The organism is Mesorhizobium sp. U510 (assembly GCF_059180695.1).
In genome coordinates, this window is record NZ_CP180532.1 from 5,756,245 (window position 1) to 5,778,659 (window position 22,415).

Below are 22,415 nucleotides of genomic sequence, written 5' to 3' on the forward strand. Positions count from 1 at the left end.
CGGGCGGAGGATAATTCAAATTGTATGAAGCGTCGATGGACTTGGACTCCTTGGCCTAGACAGAGGTTGACAACGACAAGCTCCCCATTTCTTCGTCATCCTAGGGCGGAGCAAGGAGCGAAGCGACGCGGCGCAGACCCTAGGATGACGAAAGATGGGTCGGCAAATCCCGCGCAAAATCCTCGATATCCGCCCAGGGATCGCCCGACGTCTCCAGCAGCCCCGGCAGCGAGGAATAATTCAAGTCCTGCGGCGCATCGATCGCCTCCAGATCGCTCCAGCTCACCGGCGTCGAGGCCGGCAGATTGGTGCGGGCGCGCAGCGAATAGGGCGCGGCGGAAGTGTGGCCGCGGGCGTTGCGGTGGTAGTCGATGAAGATGCGCTTCTTGCGGTTTTCCTTGCCCATGGTGGTGGTGAATGTGTCGGGCGCGGTCGCCGCCAGATGGGTGGAGATGGCGCTGGTCGCCTGGTGCAGCTTCTTCCAGTTCTGCTTTTTCGTCACCGGTACGGTGATGTGGATGCCGCTGCCGCCGGACGTCTTGGCGAACGGCACCAGCCCCAGCCCCTCGAGCTCGCCCTTGATGTGGACGGCGGCTTCCACCACTTCGCGCCAGGAAATCCCCGCGCCCGGATCGAGGTCGAAGACGATCTGGTCGGGTTTGTCGAGGCTGGTGCGGTGCGTGCCCCAGGTGTGGAACTCGACGACGCCGAACTGTGCCAGGGCCAGATAGCCTTTTGCCCCTTCGACCGAGAGATAGGATTTGGTCTCGCCCTCGGAATTGGTCGCCTGGAACGTCACCACCGAAGGCGGCATGCCGGTGAAGGCGTGGCGCTGAAAGAAGCAATCCTTTGGCAGGCCGGTCGGGCAGCGCACCAGCGACACCGGACGGCCAAGGATGTGCGGCAGCATGAAGTCGCCGACCAGCGCGTAATAGACGGCGATATCGAGCTTGGTCGGCCCCGTCTTGCCGAACAGCCGCCGCTCCGGATTGGTCACCCAGATGGTGGCAAGATCCGCCTCCGAGATCAGCCGCTTGCGCTTGGCCGAGACCGGCGTCGACAGGCCGACATCCCTGAGACCGCGAAACACGCCATGGCGCAACGCATTGTCCGCCGTGCGGTTGGCGTAATGGATGCGCGCCGAGAACAGCGGCTTCACCCAATGCATCTCGCGCATGATCTCGCGCGCCACGCCTTCCGGCGCCGTGGCGCCCGATGTCAGCGGCTCCAGCCGTGCCAGCAGGTCGGCTGCCGTCTCGGCATCGAAGCCGGTGCCGACCTTGCCGCGATAGTGCAGCTCGCCGTCCTCCCACTCGGCCATGCCGAGTGCCGCCAGCCCTTCCGCCGCGTCGGAAATCGTGTAACCCGCGATGACGAAATCGTCCTTCTGCAGCGCCTTGCACTTGGTCCAGCTCTTGGTGCGGCCGCTCTGGTAGATCGCGCTGGCGCGCTTGGAAACGATGCCTTCGAGCCCGAGCTCCGTCGCCTGGTCGTACAGGCCCTGCCCCGAGCCCTCGACATGGTCGGAGAACTGGATGGCGGAATTCGCCCCGAGCCCGCCAAGCAGCTCAGCCAGCAGCGCCTTGCGCCGGATGAGCGGTGCTTTCAGCAAATCCCAGCCGTCGAGATGCAGGAGGTCGAAGGCATAGAAATGCAGCTTGCTGCCGGCGCCTTCGGCCAGCGCATCCTGCAGCAGCGCGAAGCGGCTGATGCCCTTGGCGTCGAGCACCACGATCTCGCCATCGATGATCGCCTCGCGGCACGGCAGTTTGGCGAACGCATGCGGCAGGTCGCCATAGCGCTTCGTCCAGTCGATGCCGCCCCGGGTGATCAGCCGCACCTGCCCGTCGGACAGATGCGCCATGGTGCGGTAGCCGTCGAATTTGATCTCGTGAAGCCAAAGTTCGTTGGTGTTCTCGGCAGGGCCTTCGCCGCCCGGCGGCTTCAGTGCCTGCGTCGCCAGCTGCGGCTCGATACGGCTGAGCGCCGGCGCCTTCACCGCGCCTGGCAGTTCGCCGGGCTTCAGGGAACCCGGCTTTGGCGCGGACTTCGCTGGCGGTTTCGCGGCGGCCGCCAGTTCCTCGATGCACAGGCCGGATTTCACGCTTTCCGGCTGCGCCTCCAGAATATTCAGCGCCGTGTCGGCGGCGAGGTCGCGCTCCTTGAACAGCAGCCAGTTCTTCTTGTTCTCGTCTTCGCCAGGCTTGGGCTTCAGGCGGGTCAGCATCCAGCCGCCATTGAGCTTTTCGCCGGCCAGCCGGAACTTGAAAGCGCCGGTGCGCAGGCTCTTCTCGACATCGTCCATCGGCGCCCAGGTGCCGGTGTCCCAGACGATCATCGGCCCGCCGCCATATTCCCCCTCGGGAATGACGCCCTCGAAATCGATATATTCGAGCGGATGGTCCTCGGTCTCGACCGCCAGCCTCTTGTCGGCCGGATTGAGCGAGGGCCCACGCGGCACCGCCCAGCTCTTCAGCACGTCGCCGACCTGCAGGCGCAGATCATAGTGATCCGCCGTGGCGTGGTGCTTGTGGACGACGAAGCGGTTGCCGTCGCCAGTGATCAGCCCGCCGGCCGGTTCCGGCGTTTTGGAAAATTCGCGCTTGGCGCGATAGGTTTTGAGTTTGGCGGGAGCGGGCATGGGTCAGCGCTCGAAGCGCTTGGCAAGCAGAAGCAACCGCCGCTTTCCGGAACGGATGGAAGTCACGCTGTCAATCGTCGGCGGCCGGGGTCAGCTCGAGCTCGGCCGGCGACAGGCCCTGCTGCAGCTGGCTCAGCCGAAACTCATCCACCCAATAGGCCTCGCCGTCGACCAGCACGCGGGCGCGGTAGGCACCGTCAGAAAAGCTCTGCGCGGTGATGTAGACCTTGTGGGCGTCGAGCGCCTTGCGCACCGCGGCGCGCTTGGCATTCTGGCTGGTGACGGGACTGAACATGACGCTGCCCTCGGTCGCCCTGACACATCAGGCGACTGGCTCAAGGATGACGGAGACGAACTGTCCTGTCAATTTCGCGGGTTGGCGACCGTGGCCGACCGTTACGACCCGCTGCTGTTGAGCGTGTTGCCGATTTTCGTGAACTTGGCGTTGATCGCATTGCCGAGCGCACCGGCGCCGGCGATGATGGCGAGCGCGATGAGGGCGGCGATCAGGCCATACTCGATGGCGGTAGCACCGGTTTCATCTCGCATGAAACGGGAAACAATTGATGGCATTGCAAGCCCTTGGTTTCGTAGCCCTCACACAACCTAATACAGATCGTGAGTTGCAGTTCGGTTAAATTCTGCCAGAGTTTTGAAGGTGCTTGCCCGCGGGATTGAATCAAAACATGAAGCATCGGCCATGGCTAGGGACAGGCAGTCCGGACCGGAGCTGTTTTCAACTTGCCGGTCCGGAACCACCCACCGCCTTGTGTCCTTCCCAAGACACTGAACCAGATAAAAGCATCGACGCCGATCCGCTTTGACATGGATCAAGTGCGCAGCCGCAGGCACCGGCCGGCGGCCAAGATGGCGAGGCGCGGAACGTCTCCTGGCGCCGGCCCCATGCCGTTGGTCTCGCGAAAACCCGCATCCCTGTCGAAATCCGCTTCCGGCGAACGACATTGGTGCGGCGCCGACGAGGCGCGATCACCTCAAACAGGGAGCACCATCATGGCCAAGATGCTTGTCATCTACAAAACCCCCGCCGATCCGGCGGCCTTCGAGCGTCACTACCACGACATTCACGTGCCGCTGGCCAAGCAATTGCCCGGACTGCATCGCTACGAGATCAGCCGGTCGCCGGTCATGAACGTCCTGCCGGGCGAGACGCCCTACAGGGTCGCCATCCTCTATTTCGACAGTCTGGAGGCCATTCGCACAGCCTTTGCCAGCGAGATCGGCCGCGCCTGCGCGGAGGACCGGCGCAAATTCGCCGGGGATGACGATCTGGTGACGATGCTGCTCTTCGACACCGAGCCGCTGTGAGCCGTCACGTCGTGGCGCACGGCCATCAATTCCTGCTCCCGAAGCCGCTTCGGGAGCCGTTCTTCAATTCTTCAATTCTTCAATCGCCGAAATCGCCGCATCACGCCCTGCACGGCCTTGTACAGCCCGGGCTTGGAGCGCACGAAAAGCTCGGTCTTGCCGCGCAACTGGATAAAGGTGGTCGAGCCCCGGCCGCGCAGCGTCACCGCCTCGCACAATTCTGCCAGCACCGCGCTCGAAGCGCCGATGTGCTGCTTGTAGCCCTGGCTGCCGACCGACAGGTCGAAACAGTCGAGCCCCTGCGCCACCCCCCACATCATCAGCTTGCCCATCGTCGTCAGGCCTGGCGAGGCGTTGGCCACCGCGTCGTGATCGATCCCGAGCAAAAGCGCGTGCAAGGTGCCCTTCATGACAAGTACGTACATGACGGCGAGATAGGCTTCACCGACACGCAGCCCAAACAGCCGCACAGAGCCGTCGGACAGGCCCTGCAGGGCGGCATTGCGGTAGAATTCGACGATCGGCGCCTGCGTCAGCAGGTCGAAGCGCCCGAGTTCGCGGAAGCGGTTGAGCCTGAGCTCGAGCAGCGTCGCGAAATGCGCCTCCACCATGTCGGGCGTCTCGGCTTCGACCAGATCGAGCTTGCCCATCTGTTCGAAGCGGCGGCAGTGCTTGTGGAAATTCTTGGCGAAGGACGATTTGCAGATGCGCTTGATCAGCGTATCCGGATCGCCGCTCAGGGCCAGGCTCGAAGCGATCTGGATGGAATCGCGCGCCTGCGAAAGCAGCGCCAGCGGATTGGCGACGCCGTGAATCTCTCGCGGAATCCCCGCTATGTGGAAGCGGTCCGTCGGCGGCAGCACGGCGCGCACCGCCGCCCAGGCGGCGTCGGCGCTCTGCGTGGTCCAGGGTCTCGCATCGGCCAGCAGCGGCGCGGAATAATCGCACACGCCGCAGCTCAGCCATTCGATCACATAATGGCCCATGGCCCGGCGGCGCATCAGCGGCAACAGCATGACCGGCGCGCCCGTTGCGGCGTCGTTGACCTCGACGACCAGCAGTTCCGCGCTTTTGGGCATCAGACGGTTGGCGATCCCTTCCACCCAGGCAAGGCCCTGATGGCCCGTGCACAAGCCGGTCGCCTCGAGGCGCAACCACAGCGGCCTTACGGAATCGAAGCTGGTGTGCAGCCGCGCGGCAAAGCGCGCGGCGGCGCCCCAACCGGCGATAATTGGGGAAAGAGGTTGGCCCGGTGCATCCCCCACCGCGACTATTCGCACTGCCTGGCCTGCCACGTACTTCTCCCGCCGTTCAGGCCTGCTCTCAACGTCCTCCACGCGAACGCCGCAAACCTCGCATCAGTCTCTGGGCCACGTTGAGCAGCCGTGGTTTGGATCGCACGAAGGCTTCGGTCCGGTTGCGTAGATCGATGGCGTTGCTCGCCGCCCTGCCCCGCATCGTGTACCCATGGCAGAGTTCCACAAGAACCGAACCCTTGGCGCCCATATGTTCCTTGTAGCTCTGGTTGCCGACCGACAGGTCGAAATAGCCGAAGTCTTGCTCGCGTGCCCAACTCATCAACCTGCCAATGATCGCCATTCCAGGTGAGACGTTGGGCACGACGCTCTGGTCCATGGCTATCAGGAGAGCATGAACAGTCCCTTGATGGACAAGCAGATATTGAACCGCGATCAGGGAGCCGCCGACGCGCAGCCCGAAGAGCCGCACCGAGCCGTCCGACAACCCCTGGATGGCCGCGTCACGGTAGAAATCGACAACAGCCTCCTGCGTAAGCAGGTCGAAGCGGCCAAGCTCGCGGAAGCGGCTGAGCCGCATCCGGACCAGTTCGCCGAAGATTTCCTCCACCTGGTCCGGCGAACCGGCCTGGACGAGTTCCACATCGCCGAGCCTTTCGAGCCGGCGCCAGTCCTTGCCGAATTCCTTGGCGAAAGATGGCCTGCAGAGACGCTTGAGCACGGTTTCCGGGTCGCCGTCGATGGCAAGACCGAAGGTGGTCTGGACGGAATCGCGCGTGGTCGTCAGCAAGGCCAGGGGATTGGCGACGCCGCTGATCTGCTGCGGTATTCCCGTGATATGGAAGCGATCCGCCGACGGCAGCACGGAACGCACCGCCGCCCACGCAGCCTGCGCCGATTGGGCGGTCCACGCACCCGCATCGGCCAGCAGCGGTGCCGAATAGTCGCACACGCCACAGCTCAACCACTCGATCACCCGATGCTGGAAGGCTGATCGCAGCATCAGCGGCACCAGCATCAAGGGCGCGCCCGTCACCGCGTCGTTCACTTCAACGATGAGCGGCTCCGCGCCTGCCGGCATCAGCCGCGCCACGATCCCCTGCACCCACGCAAAATGCTGGTGGGCGGTGCAGACACCGTCCATTTGGAAGCGCAGCCAGAGCGGCCTGACCGCTTCAAGGCTTGTGTGCAATCGCGCCGTATACGCGTCGTTCGCGGGGACGGTCACCGGACGGGAGGCTTCCCCTAAAGGCAAGCCGTCATCCACCGCAGCAATTTGTACCGCCTGGCCAGCCACATCCATCTCCTATCGCTTTACCGCGGCGAACGTGACCGCCCGCCGCCAGGAGCCCAAACGGCTGTTACGCTGCTGGTCCGGATGCTCGATGTTCCACATGCGGTGGTGCGCGAAATACCATGATGCCGCGAGCACGAAGGTCTCGGAGACCGCGGAGCCCAGCAGCGCCCATGGTGGGGACGCGACGGCCAGCAGGATGGCGATCAGCGCCAGCCCGACGATGGCGCCGCCCATGGTGATGAAGGCGACGATGCGGAAATCACCGAAAATCTCCAGGACGATGCGGGGCATGATGTAGAGCATGATCGGGATAAAATTGACCGTCACGAAGAGCCCGATGAACTCGACCGAGGCATCCTGCAGGGCCTGGGATTTGATCATCGGCAGGACGAACAGGATGGCGCATCCATAGGCCAGGCCGCCGAGCCCCATGACGACCGACCAGATCTTCGCCTGAGACCAGACGCGGCGCGTTTCATTGCGCCGCATCAGCTTGGCGAGCTCCGGCTGCGTCATGTTGACGAAAGCAAGGCTGATGATGCGCAGCGGCGCGAACAGCACGATCACCGCCGCCAGCGGCGCGTAGGCCGCGGGTCCGGCAATGCCGGCGACCAGCAAAGCCAGGCATTGCCCCTGGATGTTGGTGGTGGTCGCGCTGAAGGCCGACCAGCACAGCTGGCGCCAGAGTTTGGTATAGCGCCGCCGCGTCGGCATGCGGAAGCTGATGCGAAGCGTGCGGGGCGCCAGCCGGGCCAGGACGAGGATGCCGATCACATTGGCCGCGGCAAGGGCATAGAACACGGTCTGCAGCGCGGCCTCGGCGAACCAGATCGCCAGGCCGGCGAACACGGTGCCGGCGATTGTGAAAGCCGCGTCGCTGACGGAGACGATCACCTGCTGGCGGCGCGCGAAGAATGCCGTACGCATATGGCTGCGCAGCGACCAGGCGCCGACAAAGCAGCCGGCCGCGATGCCGCTCGGGTCGCCCAGGAGACGCATCAGGATAACCGTGCCGACGGCCATCAGCAGCGCCACCACCAGCGCCGCGGATCCGAAGGCCACGTCATGAGCATCGACGCCGGCACTGTTGGTGCTCTTGCCCATCCATATCGAGGCTGGAACGGCAGTCAGCGATCTGATGTAGGACAGGCCGACGCCGCCCATCACCATGGCGATGGCGAAGAGGCCGTAGCCTTGCGCCGACAACATGTGCAACAGCGCGATGTTGAGGGCGAAATGAAAGCCGCTCTGCATCGCCTCGCCGCCGATCATCAGCACGAGGCGCCGCACCAGATGGAGGGGGAACTTCACGGCCGCGTCTCCGCCTGCCGGGTGCTTGCCGTCCGGCCCGGCCTGGCGATGGCAGCCTTCAGCTTGTCGGCGGCGATCGCCGCGATCGCGGCCGCGGCGACCGGTTCGCTGAACACCGTCTCGTAGCGCTTGCGCCCGGCGGCGACGAAACCGCGCCAGGTCTCGGGGGCGAGGATGATCTCCTGCAACTTCGCGGCCAACGCCGTTGCATTGCCTGGCGGAACATGCCAGCCGGTCTCGCCGTCGGCCACCACTTCGACCAGCCCGCCGATCGCCGACACCAGCGGCGGCCGACCATAGGCCATGGCCTCGATGGCGACACGGCCGAGCGATTCCGGACGCCGCGACGGCACGGTGACGATGTCGGCCCAGCGATAATGCTCCGAAGGGTCCGGGATGAAAGGCAAGGTGCTGACCTGTCCGGCCAGCCCCATGGTTTCGACCAGTTCGGCCAGGGCGCGCTCGCGCTCGACGCTTTCGAAGGCGCCGCCGACCAGCCGCACCTCGATCCTTGACTTGACTTCGGCCGGCAGCGAGGCGATCGCCTCCAGAAGCACTTCCTGGCCCTTGATCCGGTTGACGCGGCCAAGCAGCAGCACCCGCAGCGGGCGCTTGCCGTCATAGGTCATCGCCTCCGCCGACGCCGGACCGGCAACGCCATTATAGACGACGTAGGAGCGCGCGGATCTGGGCTCGCCGAACGTGTCGCGCGTCGCTTTCGAGTTGAAGATGAGATCGGCATGGCTCCAATGCATGAGCCCGACGAGGATCCGGCGCAGCACACCTTCGGGAATTTCATGGATGTGCAGCAGCGCCTTGGAAGGCAGCAGGCGCGAGGCCAGCGCATAATCGGCGACGATCGAAGTGTTGACATAGACGAGGTCGCAATCGCGCAGACGCCGCCATGCCCGCCACAGCGCGACCGGCAGCCGCGCCATCTCGATGGTCGCCAGCCTCAGCATCGCCTGGCGCCTGAGCACCCAGAGCGGCTCGAAGACGATGCGGCTGGCATGAGGCTGAAGGATTTCGACGATCGGTCCGCTGCGCGGCAGGACCACTTCGATGTCGGCCAACGGAAACGCGGCGCGCAGCGCCGCCACGCTCTCCGCGAAGCTGCGGTCGGAGCCGTAGAGTTCGTACCCCTGATGGATGCAGGCAATCCGCATCTTCGCGCGCATCTTTCTGCCAGGGGTGGTGTGACGATTCCGCCGCCTGACCATACCGGCGATCGGAAACGTCAAGCCCAACACCCCTTTGGACTTCACTGGTTTTCAGTGCGGTCATGAAACGGATCTGTTCCGGTTCACCACACCAACGCTGCACGCCTTCCGCCGTTTCCGGCGCGCAGAAGTCCATCAGCAAGGTTCATGCCGGGCTAATATATCCATTTATATCCATTCGCGGGCCGACTGGCCCCGGCATCGCCTCGTTTCGGTACACATACGTTCGGAAAGTTGACCGATAGTGAAACAACTCCGGCGGCTGGAACAAATATTTTACAACCCGAATGCGACAATGGCTGGAATCGGGCCTGGCAGGCTTATTGCAAGGCCGAGACGGGACAGCCTTCCACAGCGGGTCGGACGGATTTGAAAGCGCCAGCAGCCATGAAACCGGAACAGCCTTCCATCCTGATCCTGGGAACGCGCGGCATCCCCGCGGCCCATGGCGGCTTCGAGACCTTCGCCGAGAGACTGGCGCTTTTTCTGGTCGCACGCGGCTGGAAGGTCGGCGTCTACTGCCAGGAAGAGGTCGAGCGGGTCGATCAGAGGGTGCGCCTCGACAGCTGGCGCGGCATCGACCTCATCCACGTCCAGGTCGCCTCGAAAGGCCCGCGCGCGACGCTGGAATTCGACTGGCAATGCGTGCTCGACGCTGCGCGCCGGCCCGGCGTCTGCCTGGTGCTCGGCTACAATGGCGCGGTCTTCCTGACCTGGCTCAGGCTGATGCGGCGCAAGGTCATCACCAATATGGACGGTATCGAGTGGCGCCGCCCCAAATGGGGGCGCGCGGCGCGCACCTGGTTCTGGCTCAATGAGTGGATCGGCGCCTGGGCTTCGCACCGGCTGGTCGCCGATCATCCTGTCATTGCCGATCACCTGGCGACGCGCCGGCCGCGCAGCGCCATTTCCACCATCGCCTATGGCGCCGATCCGGTGACATCGGCACCCGAAGCGCCGGTGCGCGCGCTCGGCCTCGAGCCCGGAAAATACCTGATCTCGATCGCCCGCATCGAGCCCGACAACAGCATCCTGCCGATCGTCGAAGCCTTCTGCAGCCGCAAGCGCGACATGAAGCTGGTGGTGCTGGGCACGCTGTCCGACCAGATCCCCTATCATGCCGCGGTCCGCAAGGCAGCGAACGCCTCGGTGGTCCTGCCCGGCGCCATCTACGACCAGGCGGCGGTGAAGGCGCTGCGGTACCATGCGCGCGCGTACATGCATGGCCACACGGTCGGTGGCACCAACCCGTCGCTGGTCGAGGCGCTGGCCGCCGGCAACATGGTGATCGCGCACGACAATCCCTACAACAAATGGGTCGCCGGAGCCGCCGCCATCTATTTCACCGATACGCAAAGCTGCGCCGAGCGGATGCAGCAGGCGATGGAGGACGACGCGCTGGTCAAGGCCTGCGGTGAGGCCGCCAGGACGCGCGCCCGCGAAGCCTTCCGCTGGGAGGATGTGCTTCTGGCCTATGAGAATGAAGCCTACCGGCTTCTCGGCGTCACATCGGCCCGAACGGCCGCGATCGACCGCCCCTCGCCCGGCGCGGTATGACGGGCTGGTCGCGCCGGCGGCTTCTCACCACCGCGCTGTCGACAGCGCTGGTGCCTGCCGCGCTGGCGCCGCTTTCGTCCGCGCGAGCGGCAAGTGGTGAATGGCGTTTCCGCCGTGGCGTCAACGCCTGGCCCTGGTTCGCGCTGACACGCGAATTTCCCGCGCCGCGCACCGACTATGACTGGCCGCCCTTCCAGTCGCAGCGGCCGGTGCCGACCCCGGACGACCTTGGTCGGCTGCGCGCCACCGGGCTCGATTTCATCCGCCTGCCCGTCGATCCCGGTCCGTTCCTGGCGGGAGACGACGCCACGCGCGGCAAGCTGCTGGACATGCTGGACGCCGCCGTCGCCGCCACGCTCGCCGCCGGTCTCGGCATCATCGTCAACGTCCAGGCCAATGGCGCCACGCATTACTGGAACCCCGACCGCATGGTCTCCAGCACCGAGGCTCCGGCCTTCGGCCTCTACCGGGCGCTGGTCGGCGAGCTTGCCGGCAGGCTGGCGCGGTTCACGCCAGGCATGGTGGCGCTGGAGCCGGTCAACGAACCGGCGCAATCCTGTGACTCCAACGTCTGGTCGCAGGTCCAGGCGTCCCTGCTGACCGCGGCCAGGGCGTCAGCCCGGACCTTGCCGCTGGTCGTCACCGGCGGCTGCGGCTCGATGGTCAGCGGGCTGGCGGCACTCGAGCCGGCGCCGCTGGCATCCTTCGAGCCGATCCTGTTCACCTTCCACTTTTACGAGCCCTATCTGTTCAGCCATCAGGGCGCGCCCTGGATGCGCGAGCCCGTCTACCGCTCGCTGAACAATGTACCGTGGCCTGCCTCCGCCGGCTCGCTCGACGCGACGCTCGCCTCGGTCAGAACGCGCATGGCGCAGGATACCGAGACCTCGGAAGCGGACAAGCAGGCCGCCTATGCCGAAACCGAGCGCGTGCTGAAAGTCTATTTCGACGCCCGGCCCGACCGCTGGTTCATCGACAAATATCTCAGCCAGGCGCGCGACTGGGCCGACAGAAACGGCATTGCCCCGGAGCGTGTCATCATGGGCGAATTCGGCGCGCTGCGCACCGACGCCCGTTACACCGCCGCCCCCAACCCCGACCGCGCCCGCTACATTTCCGATGTCCGCCAGAGCGCCGAGGCGGCCGGCTTCCCCTGGGCCTTCTGGGACCTCTTCGACGGCATGGGCATGATGGACGACACCACGCGCGCGCTGGATCCGGCGATGGTCGAGGCGCTTGGGTTGGTGATGCCGGGATAGGCGCCCACCGTTCCACACAGGCAATCGTCGCGTTCTACGGCGCTACCTTCGCCCGGCTTGCACCCTCTGCCCCACCACACCCCTTGCCGGCCTATAAAGCACCAGCGCGATCACCACGAATTTGGTCATCAGCGTCGTCTTCGACGCCAGGCTTTCGGAGGTGTTGAGCAGGATCAGCCAGCCCAACATCAGCAGCCAGATGCCGGCATGGCAGCGGCGCGCGACTTCGTGCATGAACAGCGCGAAGCCGACGAACAGCAGCAAGGTGAAGAAGGCGCCCTGGTAGAGGACCATGCGGATGATCGGGTTCTCGATGCCCTGTTCGAGGCCGCTGATGCGGCGCAGGCTCTCGATGAGGTCGATGTCAGGCCCCACGATCAGGTCGCGCAGTTCGAAATGCTTGAACAGTTCGAACATCTCGACGCGGGCATTGGCGCTGCCGGAGTCCGACACGAAGCGCTCGAGCAGCGCATCGAAAAAGCCGTATGCCGCCGCGACCGCGATAACCACCGGCACCAGCGCGGCAAGGATCAGGCCGAGCGCCGCGCCGAGCAGGTTGACGCGCCCCGTGCGCAAGCCGCGCAGCCCCTGGATGAGCAGGTAGCAGCCGCCGAGCACGATCGTCAGCACCATCGCGGAGCGGCCGCCAAAGGCGACGAGGGCCGCGCATTGCAGGCCGATCAGTCCGAGCCGCACCGGCATCGACAGGGATCTCGAACCGGAGAGCAGCGCCAGCACATAGATCGAGGTGACCGTGGCGTTGGACAGCGGATGGCCCTGAAGCGCCGTCGAGCGCAGGTCGCTCATGAACGCCTCGCCGTCGAGGCGATAGGGAAAGAGCAGCGTCTTGGTGGCGAACTCGAACAGAGCGAGCAGCGCGTTCACGGTCATGATGGCGTGAACGACGGTCTGCATCCGGGCGAATGTCTTCTCGTCGTCCTCGGCCAGCATCATAACCAGCAGCGCCGGCGCCACGAACGTGTCGACCATGCCGGCCATGCCGGGACGCTGCCTGGCGACGACGACCACCAAGAGCACGATCGAGATGACCGCCATCAGCGTGCTGGCCGGCCGCCGGTCGGCGACGGCCACCATATAGCCGACCGGGTTGCCGAAGGTGCAGGCGCGCCAGGCAAACACCAATACGAGCAGATAGGTAGAAGGATGGATCTTGGTCGCCGGGTTGCCGGTCAGGCCGTCGTAATTGTAGCCCACCAGCCACAGCATGCCGCCGGAGATGGCGAACAGCAGCGCCACCGTCGCGACCAGGCCGAAGCGCGTGATCCAGTCGACGGAATCGCCGGCGCGGACTTGACCGGAACCGGCCCAGCCGGCCGCCGGGTTGGCTGTCCGGGTGTCGGTCCCGGTCGCGGCCATGTCAGGCCGCCTCGTCGACCAGCAAGGCGCCGGTCGGCAGCCGCCCCATGACGGAAATGGCCTGCGAGGCCGCAGTGACGTCGCGCATCGGCGTCGAGTTCAGCGTCGCGACCATCACGATCTCGTCGACCATGGCGACCAGCGGCGAGGCATTGAGATTGTCTGCCAGCGCGCCGCCGTCGACGACGACGAGGTCGAAGTTGCGGCCGGCCTGGGCCAGCATGTGCTGCGTGAAGTAGACGCCCTGCGCCTCGGAGAAGACGGCCTTTTGCCGGCCCCTGCCCAGCACCGCGACATTGCTGCCGGCGGTGTGCTGGCTCAACGCCTCGAAGGCATATTCGCCGCGCAGCACGTCGAGCAGGCCGGGTTGCGGCTCCTTCTTGCCGCTGACGGCATTGGTGTCGATGAACAGGACGCGGCTGCCCCTGGCGGCCGCGGCATTGGCGAGCAGGCGCGCCACCCGGCCCCGATGCGCGGCGTCTTCCGGCGGCGACGTCAGCAGGATGGACGGCACCAGCGGCCAGTTCGGCGGACGCCGGCTGGAGGCGAACAGCCGCCTCAGCGCCAGGCCCGCAACCGCATCCGTCTTCTGCCCGGCCGCGGCGGCGGCGCCGCTGAAAGGCCACCAGCGGCGGCCACTGCCTACCTTTGCCGGCAGCACGCCAAACACCGGCGCGTCGATGGCCGATTGCATCTGCGCGCTGGAAAGCACGGTCGGCGAGGAATATTCCGCGATCAGCGCCAGCGCGGTGCCCAGTCCCAGCCCGCCGAAGAGGGCGCCGAAAACCAGCAGCGGCAAAGGCGGCCAGCTCTTGTTCAGGGCGGGCATCGCATTGGAGATGATGCGCGCATTGGTGCTGTCGACATTGATTTGCTCGCGCGTTTCCTGCGCCCGCTGCAGATAGGTGGCGTAGACCGAGCGCACCGCCTCGAGGTCGCGCTGCAATTCGCGCAGCTTGACCGAGGCCTGGTCGGTGTCGAGCGACTTGCTCTTCATGCCGGCGACCTTGGCCTCCAGCGCCTGCTGGTTTGCCAGCGCCCGCTCGTAGTCGGTTTCGGCGGCGGCGCCGATGCGTCCGAGTTCGCGCGCGATGAGGGCGCGCGTGTCGCGCAGCTGCTGCTGTGCGGCGATCATCGAGGGGTGGCGCGGCCCAAGTTCCGTGCCAAGCTGCGAGACCTGGTCGACAAGCGTCGCCTCCTGCGCCCGCAGGCTGGAGATGACCGACGAGCGCATCGCTTCCGAGGTGGCGTCCGGCGCGCCGCCGGAGCGGCGCAGCTGGTCGACCTGCGCCTTCAGCGCCGCGGTGCGGCTCTGCGCCGCCGAAAGCTGCGTGTTGATCTCGGTCAGTTCCTGGTCGCTGACCAGATTGCCCGCCGCCATCACCATGTTGTGGGCGGATTTGTAGGCCTCGACGGCGTTCTCGGCCTGCTGCACGCGCTTGCGCTGCTCCTCCAGCCGCGCGGTGATGGAATCGGAAGCGTCCGTGGCCATCTTGGCGCGCGCGCTCGCCTGATCGGCCAGATAGGCCTGGGCGATGGCGTTGGCGAGCTTCGCCGCTTTGTCGGCGCTCTTGGCGGTGACGATCACGTCGAGCACCAGCACCTTGTCTGCCCGCTTAACCGCCAGCCGGCGGCGCAGCGCATCGAGCGTCTTGCCCGTCCTGTCGGTTTCGGCCGACCCCGAGCCGAGCAAGCCGCCGAGCAGACGGCTCACCAACCCGCCCTGCCCGTTGAATTCCGGATCCTCGGTCAGCTTGGTCGCCTCGATGGCCTTGAGCAGGACACCTGTCGACTGGACGACGCTGACCTGGCTTTCCACCATGGTGATGCCGCCATCGGGCGGAACGCGGCTCGGATTGACGTCGTTGGTGACCACCTGCAGGTCTTGCGGATCGATGAGGATTTCCGCCACCGAGCTGTAGAGCGCCGGCGTCAGCAAGCCATAGGCCAGCGCCCCGAGGGTCAGCAGCGCGGCGGTCAACAAGATCAGGAAACGGCGGCGCACCAATATGCGCTTCAGGTCACCCAGCTCGACGGTCGAGGATGCATAGGACGCCGTCGGCACTGGCTCCGGGGCGGCATATTGCATCGCCTCCGAAGCGGGTTGTTGCGGCAACGAGAGCAGGGATGATTGCAAAGGTCGCTCCGACAACACTCCGTGTGCCTGCAAGTGTAAATTGCAGCTTCGACCTAGCTATTCCTCCAACTGTTAAAACACTGTTAATTATGTTGAGAGCTCTTCTGATTTTTGGCACGGAGTTTGCCTGATAAAGGCACGTGCATGTCGACACGGCGCTGGTGAACAGGAGACGGATGGAAATGGGGCAGCAGATCAGTCCAGACCATCCGTGCGGCCATCTCTCCTGCCCCATTTTCGAACACCGGCCCGACACCGATCAAGATGCTAGGGGTGCTACATGCAAGTGAGCCTGCGCCTGGACAGCGAATGCGTCCGTGCTTTTCACCTGCTGCTGCTGCAGCGCCTGGCGGCACTGGCGCAGGTCGAGATGTCGGTCGATGCCAGGCCGGCCGGGGGCGGCATTCCGGGCAGCGCTGCCGCGCTTTTCCAGCTTGAGACAGCCATCCATGGCTTGCCGGCGGACGGACTGGCCAAGCGCCTGCCGCTGTCGGCGCTGGCGCCTTATCGGACGCAGCCGCCCGCCTCTCCCGATCTGGTGATCGACCTCTGCGGCGATGTGAGGCTGGAAGGAACGCGGGTCTGGCGCGTCACCTATGACGGCGCCGCCGGCGAAGCAGCCTTGCTGGCGCTGATCCTGGACGGCCGCACCCCGATTGCCCGCGTCGAGGAGAGCGGCGCCACCGTTGCCGAAGGGCGCCTGGGCACCGAATATGGCGGCATCGCGCTGGCCTCCTTCCAGGACATGCTCGCGCGCACCGCAAGCCTCATCCTCGCGGCAATGCCCCCCTCGGCAGTGAATGGCGCGGCGCGGGCCGCCCTGCCGGTGCTGCCCGAACCGGCGCAAGCCGGTGCCCCGCCGCAGATACCCTCGCCCACCAAACTCGGCATCAGGGCAGGCAAGGCGCTGGCGCGGCGCATCGTCCAGAAGATCTACCATCTCTGCTACAATGCCCCGCACTGGAAGGTCGGCTGGCGCGAGACCAAGGGGCAGGATCTGTTCGACCTGCGCGTCCATCCGGCAGCCGGCTGGCAGGTGCTGCCCGACGACGGCAGCCGCTTCTACGCCGATCCGTTCCCGATCCTGTACCGGGGACAAGTGACCCTGTTCGTCGAGGACTATATCCACCGCTTGGGCCGGGCCATCATCTCCGCCGTGCCGTTCGGCCCGGCGGGACCGATCGGCCGTCCCGAGCCTGTTCTCGACTTGCCCTACCACCTCTCCTACCCCTTCGTCTTCGAGCGCGACGGCGAGGTCTGGATGGTGCCGGAAAGCTGCGCCAACCGCACAGTCGATCTCTATCGCGCCACCGCCTTCCCCGGCGGATGGGTCAAGGAAGCCACGCTCTTGTCCGACATCGTCGCCAGCGACGCCACTCTGGTCGAGCATGGCGGGCGCTGGTGGCTGTTCGCCACTGTCAGGGACGGCGGCGGCGCCTTCTCCGATGCGCTGCATCTTTGGTCGGCGCCCGACTTCCGCGGCCCCTGGACACCGCATCCCAAGAACCCCGTGCTGGTCGACATCGCCTCGGCGCGACCGGCCGGCCGCATGGTTGAGCGCAACGGCCAATTGCTGCGCCCGGTGCAGGATTGCCGCAGGAGTTATGGCGCCGCCCTTGGCATCGCACGCGTCGCTCACCTTGATTTGAACGGCATGGAGCAAGTCGTCGAGACCATCTTAACTCCTGGGGCGCTATGGAATGGGCGCAAGCTGCACACGCTCAACGAGGCGGGCGGCCTGGAATTCATCGATGGCTCGGCGATCGCGCCGCGCTGGAAACAGAAGCGTTCGTCGTTAACGTAAACAATCGTTACTACCAGCCACCCGCGCTGGTTGCTTGAGGTTGATATGGGGCCGGAAGATATTTCCACTGCAGATTGTGGCAGGCGCAAGATGACCAGCAGAAAGGCAAAGACATGACCACCGCCGCGGCTGGCCCGACCGAAGTCGACGTAGCGATCGTCGGCGCCGGAATGGCCGGCACCACCCTGGCAACGCTGTTGGGAAACGCCGGCCGCAAGGTGGCGCTGATCGATCCGCACCGCGTTCATCACGACGAATTCCGGGCCGAGAAGATCGGTGCGGATCAAATGCAGCTGTTCCAGAAGCTCGGCCTCGACAAGATGGTCATGCCGCTCGTCACCCCGTTTACCGACGTTGATGTCTTCCGCCTCGGTCAATTCTTCGCCCGTGAAAAGAAGTGGGAGTACGCATTTTCCTATGGTGCGCTGATCAACGGCCTGCGCGATGCCTTGCCGCCGCAAGTGCCGATCACGATCGGCAAGGTGGCCGAAGTCTCGACCGGACCTGACCGGCAGCGGCTTGTGCTGGCCGACGGCGCCGTCATCGATGCCCGCCTGCTGGTGGTGGCCACCGGCTACAGCGAATTGGTGCGGCGCGCCATCGGCGTCGAGCGCGTCGAATTGTCGAAGGCGCATTCGCTGTCGATGGGATTCGACCTCGCTCTTGCGCGGCGTGACTGCGCCTTTGGGGCCGTCACCTGCTACGGCAAGCGAGCCTCAGACCGTGTCGCCTATCTCACCGTCTTTCCCATCGGTGACAAGATGCGCGCGAACATGTTCGTCTATCGCACCGTCGCCGAACAATGGACGCGGGACTTCCGCGCCGATCCGCAGAAGATGCTTCGCGAACTGATGCCCGAGATCGCGGCGCAGTGCGGCAACTTCGAGGTGGCGAGCCCGGTCGAGGTCAGGCAGGTCAATCTGACCACGACACAAGGCCATCGCCGCGACGGCGTCGTCTTCATCGGCGACGCATTCAACACGACATGCCCGACGCCGGGCGTCGGCATCGGGCGGGTCATGGTCGATGTCGATCAGCTCCATTCCGTTCACATTCCGCGCTGGCTGGAAACACCAGGCATGGCAGCTGACAAGATCGGCGCTTTCTATGACGACCCGGTCAAGGTGGCCTCCGATAAGGCAGGCATGCGGGTGAGCTTCTACGCCAAGCAGATCACCACCGAAACCGGACTGGAATGGCGCGTGCGGCGCCTGCGCAACAACACGGCGCGTCAGCTGATGATCATCGGCCGCAAGATGCGCCATTTGGGACCGCGCCGGGAGCCCGGAATGGCGTGAGGGTCCTCCCCACTTTCTCCCGCCATCCAAGGCCGAGGCGTGTTCCCTTCTCCCTTCCCGCGGAGACGGGAAGCGCGCCAGGCCCAGGATTGTGGGCTGAGAGCAACGCGTTAACGCTTTGACGCCGTTGCTTCTATCCGCCGCCCAGCGCGGCGGGCCACATAGTCCGAGGAAACCCTCACCCCAATTGCAGCCCCGCCTTCCTCGCCGCCTCGCGCAGGAACGGCAGGCCGACACCGATGACGTCGTCCGGGTTCTCCGCCACCGGGCGCCAGACGGCGAGCCCGCCGGCGATGTCGGCGTCGACATGGTTCATGCTTTCGAGCGTGATGGCGCCGGTGTAGCCGATGTCAGCGATGGCCTTCATGCAGGCCGCCCAGTCGAGCATGCCGCGTCCTGGCACGCCGCGATTGGCTTCCGAGACGTGGACATAGCCGAGATAGGGCGCCGCCGCCTTGAAGCCGGCCTCGAAACTCTCCTCCTCGATATGCATGTGATAGGTGTCGAGATGGATGAAGATGTTGTCGGCGCCAACGCGTTCGATGATCCGCGTCGCATCGATGCCGCGGTTGATCAGATGCGTCTCGTAGCGGTTGCAGGGCTCGATGCCGAGCTTCAGCCCATGCGCCTTGGCGGCCTTGGCCGCGCGCACCAGGAAGCGGCACATGCCGTCGATCTCGTCTTCGGTTGGCGCGCGTCCCGACGTCTTGCCGATGGTGCCATAGGTGACGCCGCCCAGCGCGTTGCTGCCGACAGCCTCGCAGACGCCGAAGGCCGGCTCGAGAAAGGCCAGCGCCTCGTCCGGCCGCGCGCCAACATCGAGTGAAGCCGGCAGGCCAAGCGACGGAATAAGCTCGACATTCCAGCGTTCTGCAAAAGCGCGCGTGCGCCTGGTGTCGATCTCTTCCGGTCGCAGCAGCGGGATTTCGAGCAGGCCGATGCCCAACCCCTTCAGCCGCTCCATCTGCGGCTCGATCAGGTCGAGGTCCCAGACCGGGGCGATGGCGAAAGTGTGCAGTCCAAAAGTGTTCATCTCAGCCTCTGTGATCGCGCGGTCGCGATGCTGTTGTCGCCGAAGCTTCTATTGCGGGTTTACGGAATGCGGGCCGTTGCCTGGCGAGCCAACGGATTCCCGCATCAAAACCTTGCAAGGTTCGAGACGTGCCGTCGGCGGCCCCTCCTCGCCTTCAATCCGGGCAAACAGCGCCTCCATGGCGTGGCCGGCGATCTGGCGCACCGGCTGCACCACGGCGGCGATGGCCGGCCATGTCACCTGCATCCATTCGGCGTCGTCGAAGCCGACCAGCGAAATGTCGTTGGGGCAGTGCCAGCCGCGCCGCCGGAACTCCGACAGCGCCACCAGCGTGCCCTTGAGGAACAGCGAATAGACCGCCGTCGGGCGCTCGCCTTCTGCAAAGTAATCACGCAGCTGTGCCCTGAGCGGTTCGACATCGCTTTCGGCAAGCACGACATCGATGCGCACATCCTGCGCCAAGCGCAGCGCGGTGGTGCGAAACCCGTCGAGACGGGCGCGCACCGTCGCCGCCTGCTCGCCAAGGCCGACGACCAGGATGTGGCGATGGCCCTTGCCGATCAGCTCGCGCGCCACTTCGGCGCTGGCCGCCCCACTGTCGGCCGACACCGTGTCGAAGGCGTCGTCGGACAGCACGCGGTCGATCAGCACGCCGGTCATGCCGTTGGCCTTCATGAAGGCGGCCGCCGGGCCATGCTCGTTGCGCACCGGCGCCAGCACCACGCCGGCGACCCGCCAGTCATGCATACGGGCGAGGATTTCCGTTTCGCGGGCTTCGGATTCGCGGCTCGACGCCGCCACCAGCGTATAGCCGCGCTGCTCGGCCAGGCTTTCGAGCTGGCTGACCATCTGGCCGAAGAACTCGCTTTCGAATTCCGGCATGATGGCGCCGATGATGCGGCGCTTGGCCCGGCGCATGTCGGAAGCCAGCGGATCGACGCGGTAAGCGAGCTGTTCGATGGCGTCAAAGACGCGCTGCGCATTCTCGGGCTTCACCGTGGCGACGCCGGCCATGACCTTTGAGACGGTGGCCGCCGACACGCCGGCACGGCTGGCCACGTCGTGGATCGACGCACGCCGCTGCTGGTCCTGCCTGTGCGCCATTGCTCCTCCTTCCGAGGCGCGGACAGAGGCATTTCTGTCCGCATGAGAAACGAGTAAATCGATTTTTCGCAGTTGTAAATCGTTTCATCGGCGGTATTTTAGCTGCGGAGCCACATGTCGCCCAAAGATGTAAACGGTTTTGGGGCAACGACATGGGCAAAGCAAAAATGCGCGGCGTCGACCGCGTCGGGAGGAATCATCGTGCCAAACAACGATTTGCCGCTGGTGATCAGCGCGCCGGAACCGCGCTCGCTGGAACTGATCTTCACGCCGCCGCAGCTGGCGCGCTTCCGGGCGAAATACCGCATCGTCGAGACCACGGCCGACGGTGTCGCCGAACTGCCGGCCAATGTGCTGGCGCAGGCCCGCTATATTGTCGGCCAGCCGCCGATCTCGTCGGAGACGCTGGGTCGGATGACGGCGCTGCGCTGCGTCTTCAATGTCGAGTCCAACCTCCTCAACAACATGCCTTACGAGACGCTGTTCGCGCGCGGCATCCATGTCGTCACCACCGGTCTGGTGTTCGCCGAGCCGGTGGCCGAGCTTGGCCTTGCCATGGCGCTCAACCTTGCCCGCGACATCGTCGATGCCGACCTCGCCTTCCGCAAGGGCGAAGAGCTGTGGGGCGGCGACGGCAACCAGACGGCGCGGCTGCTGTCGGGCGCCGATGTCGGCATCATCGGCTTCGGCGATCTCGGCCGCGCGCTGAACCGGCTGCTGACGGGTTTCCGCGTCAGCACCAAAGTCTTCGATCCCTGGCTGCCGCCATCGATCCTGATCGACAATGGCGTCGAGCCCGCCTCGCTGGACGAGGTGCTGACCTCGAGCGACTTCGTCTTCGTCGTCGCCTCGGTGACCTCCGAGAACCAGGGTTTTCTCGGTGCGGAGGCCTTCGCCAGCATGCGCAGGGGCGCCGCCTTCATCCTGCTCAGCCGCGCCGGCGTCGTCGATTTCCCCGCACTGATGGCGGCGGTGAAGAGCGGCCACATCGTCGCCGCCAGTGATGTCTTCCCGGAAGAGCCGCCGGCACTGGATCATCCGGTTCGCACCCTGCCCGGCTTCCTGCGCTCGGCCCACCGCGCCGGCGCGCTCGACATCGCTTTCAAGCGCATGGGCGACATGGTGCTGGAGGACATGGACCTGATCGACCGCGGCCTGCCGCCGCTGCGCTCCAAGCGCGCCGAGCGCGAGACGGTCTCGCGCATGCGATCGAAGCCGGTGGATCGGAACTGACGGGCGAGGCACCGCATTTCCATCATCTTGCGAGATCTTGCGAAAAGCCCGGAAGCCGGCGGGCTTCACGTCGTGATGGAACGATCACCCCGCTGACAGGTTCTGTAAAAGGTCGGGCGGTGGGACGCCCGACCGACTCCAGAAGGCCCGTCACGATTCGCGTCGGTGGCGGGCCTTTTCGTTTTGCCGCGCTCTTCATGGCATGAGGAACCTTCCTGACAAAGCGACGTTGGTCCCCGCCGGTCAGGCAGACAATTCGCAAAAAGGAACATTCCATGGGAAGCACAAGTGACAAGGCCTCTGGTCTCGCCAATCAGGCCGTAGGCAAGGCCAAGGAAGGCGTCGGCAAGGCCGTCGGCAATGACCGCCTGCGCGCCGAAGGCGCCGCACAGGAGGCCAAGGGCAAGGTCCAGAAAGCCGTCGGCGACGCCAAGTCGGCCGTCAAGGACGCGACCAACAAGACCGCGGCCGCAATCAACAAGAACCTCTGAGGGTTCTTCGCTTTCTAGAGACAATTGGAGGCCGCCGTTCGAACCGGCGGCTTTCTTCTTTGCGGTTTTGA

General features: G+C 65.4%; 18 protein-coding genes. 7 read left to right on the plus strand and 11 right to left on the minus strand.

The genetic code is table 11. The features are described from left to right. Nucleotides 1-139: 139 nt before the first annotated feature. From ligD to ACLGL5_RS29740, 3 genes are all read right to left on the minus strand, one after another. On the minus strand, nucleotides 140-2,641 hold the full coding sequence (gene ligD, locus ACLGL5_RS29730; RefSeq protein ID WP_069092665.1) for a DNA ligase D: 2,502 nt from the start codon (nucleotides 2,639-2,641) through the stop codon (nucleotides 140-142). A gap of 70 nt (nucleotides 2,642-2,711) precedes the next feature. Next, the gene (locus tag ACLGL5_RS29735; protein ID WP_019859522.1) at nucleotides 2,712-2,936 is read right to left on the minus strand and encodes a hypothetical protein; all 225 of its coding nucleotides are present in this window, start codon (nucleotides 2,934-2,936) and stop codon (nucleotides 2,712-2,714) included. Nucleotides 2,937-3,037: 101 nt separating this feature from the next. Next, a complete protein-coding gene (locus ACLGL5_RS29740) occupies nucleotides 3,038-3,214 on the minus strand; it encodes a Flp family type IVb pilin (RefSeq protein WP_019859523.1) in 177 nt (58 codons plus the stop codon). A 438-nt stretch (nucleotides 3,215-3,652) separates the two neighbouring features. On the opposite strand from ACLGL5_RS29740, the gene ACLGL5_RS29745 reads away from it, so the two are divergent. Continuing rightward, the gene (locus ACLGL5_RS29745) at nucleotides 3,653-3,967 is read left to right on the plus strand and encodes an EthD family reductase (protein WP_019859524.1); all 315 of its coding nucleotides are present in this window, start codon (nucleotides 3,653-3,655) and stop codon (nucleotides 3,965-3,967) included. A 71-nt stretch (nucleotides 3,968-4,038) separates the two neighbouring features. Here ACLGL5_RS29745 and ACLGL5_RS29750 read toward each other — a convergent pair whose 3' ends face one another. From ACLGL5_RS29750 to ACLGL5_RS29765, 4 genes are read right to left on the minus strand one after another with little or no spacing between them, the layout of a single operon-like run. Next, entirely contained in the window at nucleotides 4,039-5,262 is a 1,224-nt protein-coding gene (locus ACLGL5_RS29750; protein WP_069092666.1) for a GNAT family N-acetyltransferase, read from the minus strand. Between the two features lie 28 nt (nucleotides 5,263-5,290). Continuing rightward, nucleotides 5,291-6,526: a GNAT family N-acetyltransferase gene (locus tag ACLGL5_RS29755; RefSeq protein WP_069092667.1), complete on the minus strand. Its 1,236-nt coding sequence runs from the start codon at nucleotides 6,524-6,526 to the stop codon at nucleotides 5,291-5,293. A gap of 3 nt (nucleotides 6,527-6,529) precedes the next feature. After that, complete coding sequence (locus ACLGL5_RS29760) at nucleotides 6,530-7,831, minus strand: MATE family efflux transporter (protein WP_494372818.1); 1,302 nt, start codon at nucleotides 7,829-7,831, stop codon at nucleotides 6,530-6,532. Then, nucleotides 7,828-9,096, minus strand: coding sequence for a glycosyltransferase family 4 protein (locus tag ACLGL5_RS29765; protein ID WP_494372819.1), 1,269 nt, complete (start codon nucleotides 9,094-9,096; stop codon nucleotides 7,828-7,830). Before ACLGL5_RS29765 ends, ACLGL5_RS29760 begins: the two co-directional genes overlap by 4 nt. 342 nt (nucleotides 9,097-9,438) lie before the next feature. Here ACLGL5_RS29765 and ACLGL5_RS29770 point away from each other — a divergent pair, with 342 nt between their 5' ends. Continuing rightward, nucleotides 9,439-10,608, plus strand: a complete 1,170-nt coding sequence (locus tag ACLGL5_RS29770) for a DUF1972 domain-containing protein (RefSeq protein WP_069092670.1) — start codon at nucleotides 9,439-9,441, stop codon at nucleotides 10,606-10,608. Beyond that, nucleotides 10,605-11,867, plus strand: a complete 1,263-nt coding sequence (locus ACLGL5_RS29775) for a glycoside hydrolase family 5 protein (protein ID WP_069092671.1) — start codon at nucleotides 10,605-10,607, stop codon at nucleotides 11,865-11,867. Before ACLGL5_RS29770 ends, ACLGL5_RS29775 begins: the two co-directional genes overlap by 4 nt. Before the next feature lie 42 nt (nucleotides 11,868-11,909). Here ACLGL5_RS29775 and ACLGL5_RS29780 read toward each other — a convergent pair whose 3' ends face one another. Continuing rightward, a complete protein-coding gene (locus ACLGL5_RS29780) occupies nucleotides 11,910-13,244 on the minus strand; it encodes a VpsF family polysaccharide biosynthesis protein (RefSeq protein WP_069092672.1) in 1,335 nt (444 codons plus the stop codon). 1 nt (nucleotide 13,245) lies between these two features. Next, entirely contained in the window at nucleotides 13,246-15,333 is a 2,088-nt protein-coding gene (locus ACLGL5_RS29785; RefSeq protein WP_069092673.1) for a GumC family protein, read from the minus strand. A 328-nt stretch (nucleotides 15,334-15,661) separates the two neighbouring features. On the opposite strand from ACLGL5_RS29785, the gene ACLGL5_RS29790 reads away from it, so the two are divergent. Further along, nucleotides 15,662-17,185 carry a glucosamine inositolphosphorylceramide transferase family protein gene (locus ACLGL5_RS29790; RefSeq protein ID WP_064985791.1) on the plus strand — a complete coding sequence of 508 codons (1,524 nt, stop codon included), beginning with the start codon at nucleotides 15,662-15,664 and terminating at the stop codon, nucleotides 17,183-17,185. A 113-nt stretch (nucleotides 17,186-17,298) separates the two neighbouring features. Beyond that, the gene (locus ACLGL5_RS29795; RefSeq protein WP_027047100.1) at nucleotides 17,299-18,483 is read left to right on the plus strand and encodes an FAD-dependent oxidoreductase; all 1,185 of its coding nucleotides are present in this window, start codon (nucleotides 17,299-17,301) and stop codon (nucleotides 18,481-18,483) included. Nucleotides 18,484-18,661: 178 nt separating this feature from the next. Here the strand turns inward: ACLGL5_RS29795 and ACLGL5_RS29800 are convergent, their stop codons facing one another. Continuing rightward, nucleotides 18,662-19,516, minus strand: a complete 855-nt coding sequence (locus tag ACLGL5_RS29800) for a sugar phosphate isomerase/epimerase family protein (RefSeq protein ID WP_069092674.1) — start codon at nucleotides 19,514-19,516, stop codon at nucleotides 18,662-18,664. A 48-nt stretch (nucleotides 19,517-19,564) separates the two neighbouring features. Beyond that, nucleotides 19,565-20,620 carry a LacI family DNA-binding transcriptional regulator gene (locus tag ACLGL5_RS29805; RefSeq protein ID WP_069092675.1) on the minus strand — a complete coding sequence of 352 codons (1,056 nt, stop codon included), beginning with the start codon at nucleotides 20,618-20,620 and terminating at the stop codon, nucleotides 19,565-19,567. 201 nt (nucleotides 20,621-20,821) lie between these two features. Between ACLGL5_RS29805 and ACLGL5_RS29810 the strand changes: the two genes are divergently transcribed. Both ACLGL5_RS29810 and ACLGL5_RS29815 read left to right on the plus strand, forming a co-directional pair. Beyond that, entirely contained in the window at nucleotides 20,822-21,853 is a 1,032-nt protein-coding gene (locus ACLGL5_RS29810; protein WP_027047101.1) for a hydroxyacid dehydrogenase, read from the plus strand. Between the two features lie 275 nt (nucleotides 21,854-22,128). Then, entirely contained in the window at nucleotides 22,129-22,344 is a 216-nt protein-coding gene (locus ACLGL5_RS29815) for a CsbD family protein (RefSeq protein WP_019859538.1), read from the plus strand. Nucleotides 22,345-22,415: the final 71 nt, after the last annotated feature.

Bases quoted from the DNA above. Each gene is read 5' to 3' on its own strand.
- ligD (WP_069092665.1), bottom strand. From the start codon at position 2,641: ATGCCCGCTCCCGCCAAACTCAAAACCTATCGCGCCAAGCGCGAATTT.
- ACLGL5_RS29735 (WP_019859522.1), bottom strand. From the start codon at position 2,936: ATGTTCAGTCCCGTCACCAGCCAGAATGCCAAGCGCGCCGCGGTGCGC.
- ACLGL5_RS29740 (WP_019859523.1), bottom strand. From the start codon at position 3,214: ATGCCATCAATTGTTTCCCGTTTCATGCGAGATGAAACCGGTGCTACC.
- ACLGL5_RS29745 (WP_019859524.1), top strand. From the start codon at position 3,653: ATGGCCAAGATGCTTGTCATCTACAAAACCCCCGCCGATCCGGCGGCC.
- ACLGL5_RS29755 (WP_069092667.1), bottom strand. From the start codon at position 6,526: ATGGATGTGGCTGGCCAGGCGGTACAAATTGCTGCGGTGGATGACGGC.
- ACLGL5_RS29770 (WP_069092670.1), top strand. From the start codon at position 9,439: ATGAAACCGGAACAGCCTTCCATCCTGATCCTGGGAACGCGCGGCATC.
- ACLGL5_RS29775 (WP_069092671.1), top strand. From the start codon at position 10,605: ATGACGGGCTGGTCGCGCCGGCGGCTTCTCACCACCGCGCTGTCGACA.
- ACLGL5_RS29780 (WP_069092672.1), bottom strand. From the start codon at position 13,244: ATGGCCGCGACCGGGACCGACACCCGGACAGCCAACCCGGCGGCCGGC.
- ACLGL5_RS29785 (WP_069092673.1), bottom strand. From the start codon at position 15,333: ATGCAATATGCCGCCCCGGAGCCAGTGCCGACGGCGTCCTATGCATCC.
- ACLGL5_RS29790 (WP_064985791.1), top strand. From the start codon at position 15,662: ATGCAAGTGAGCCTGCGCCTGGACAGCGAATGCGTCCGTGCTTTTCAC.
- ACLGL5_RS29795 (WP_027047100.1), top strand. From the start codon at position 17,299: ATGACCACCGCCGCGGCTGGCCCGACCGAAGTCGACGTAGCGATCGTC.
- ACLGL5_RS29800 (WP_069092674.1), bottom strand. From the start codon at position 19,516: ATGAACACTTTTGGACTGCACACTTTCGCCATCGCCCCGGTCTGGGAC.
- ACLGL5_RS29805 (WP_069092675.1), bottom strand. From the start codon at position 20,620: ATGGCGCACAGGCAGGACCAGCAGCGGCGTGCGTCGATCCACGACGTG.
- ACLGL5_RS29815 (WP_019859538.1), top strand. From the start codon at position 22,129: ATGGGAAGCACAAGTGACAAGGCCTCTGGTCTCGCCAATCAGGCCGTA.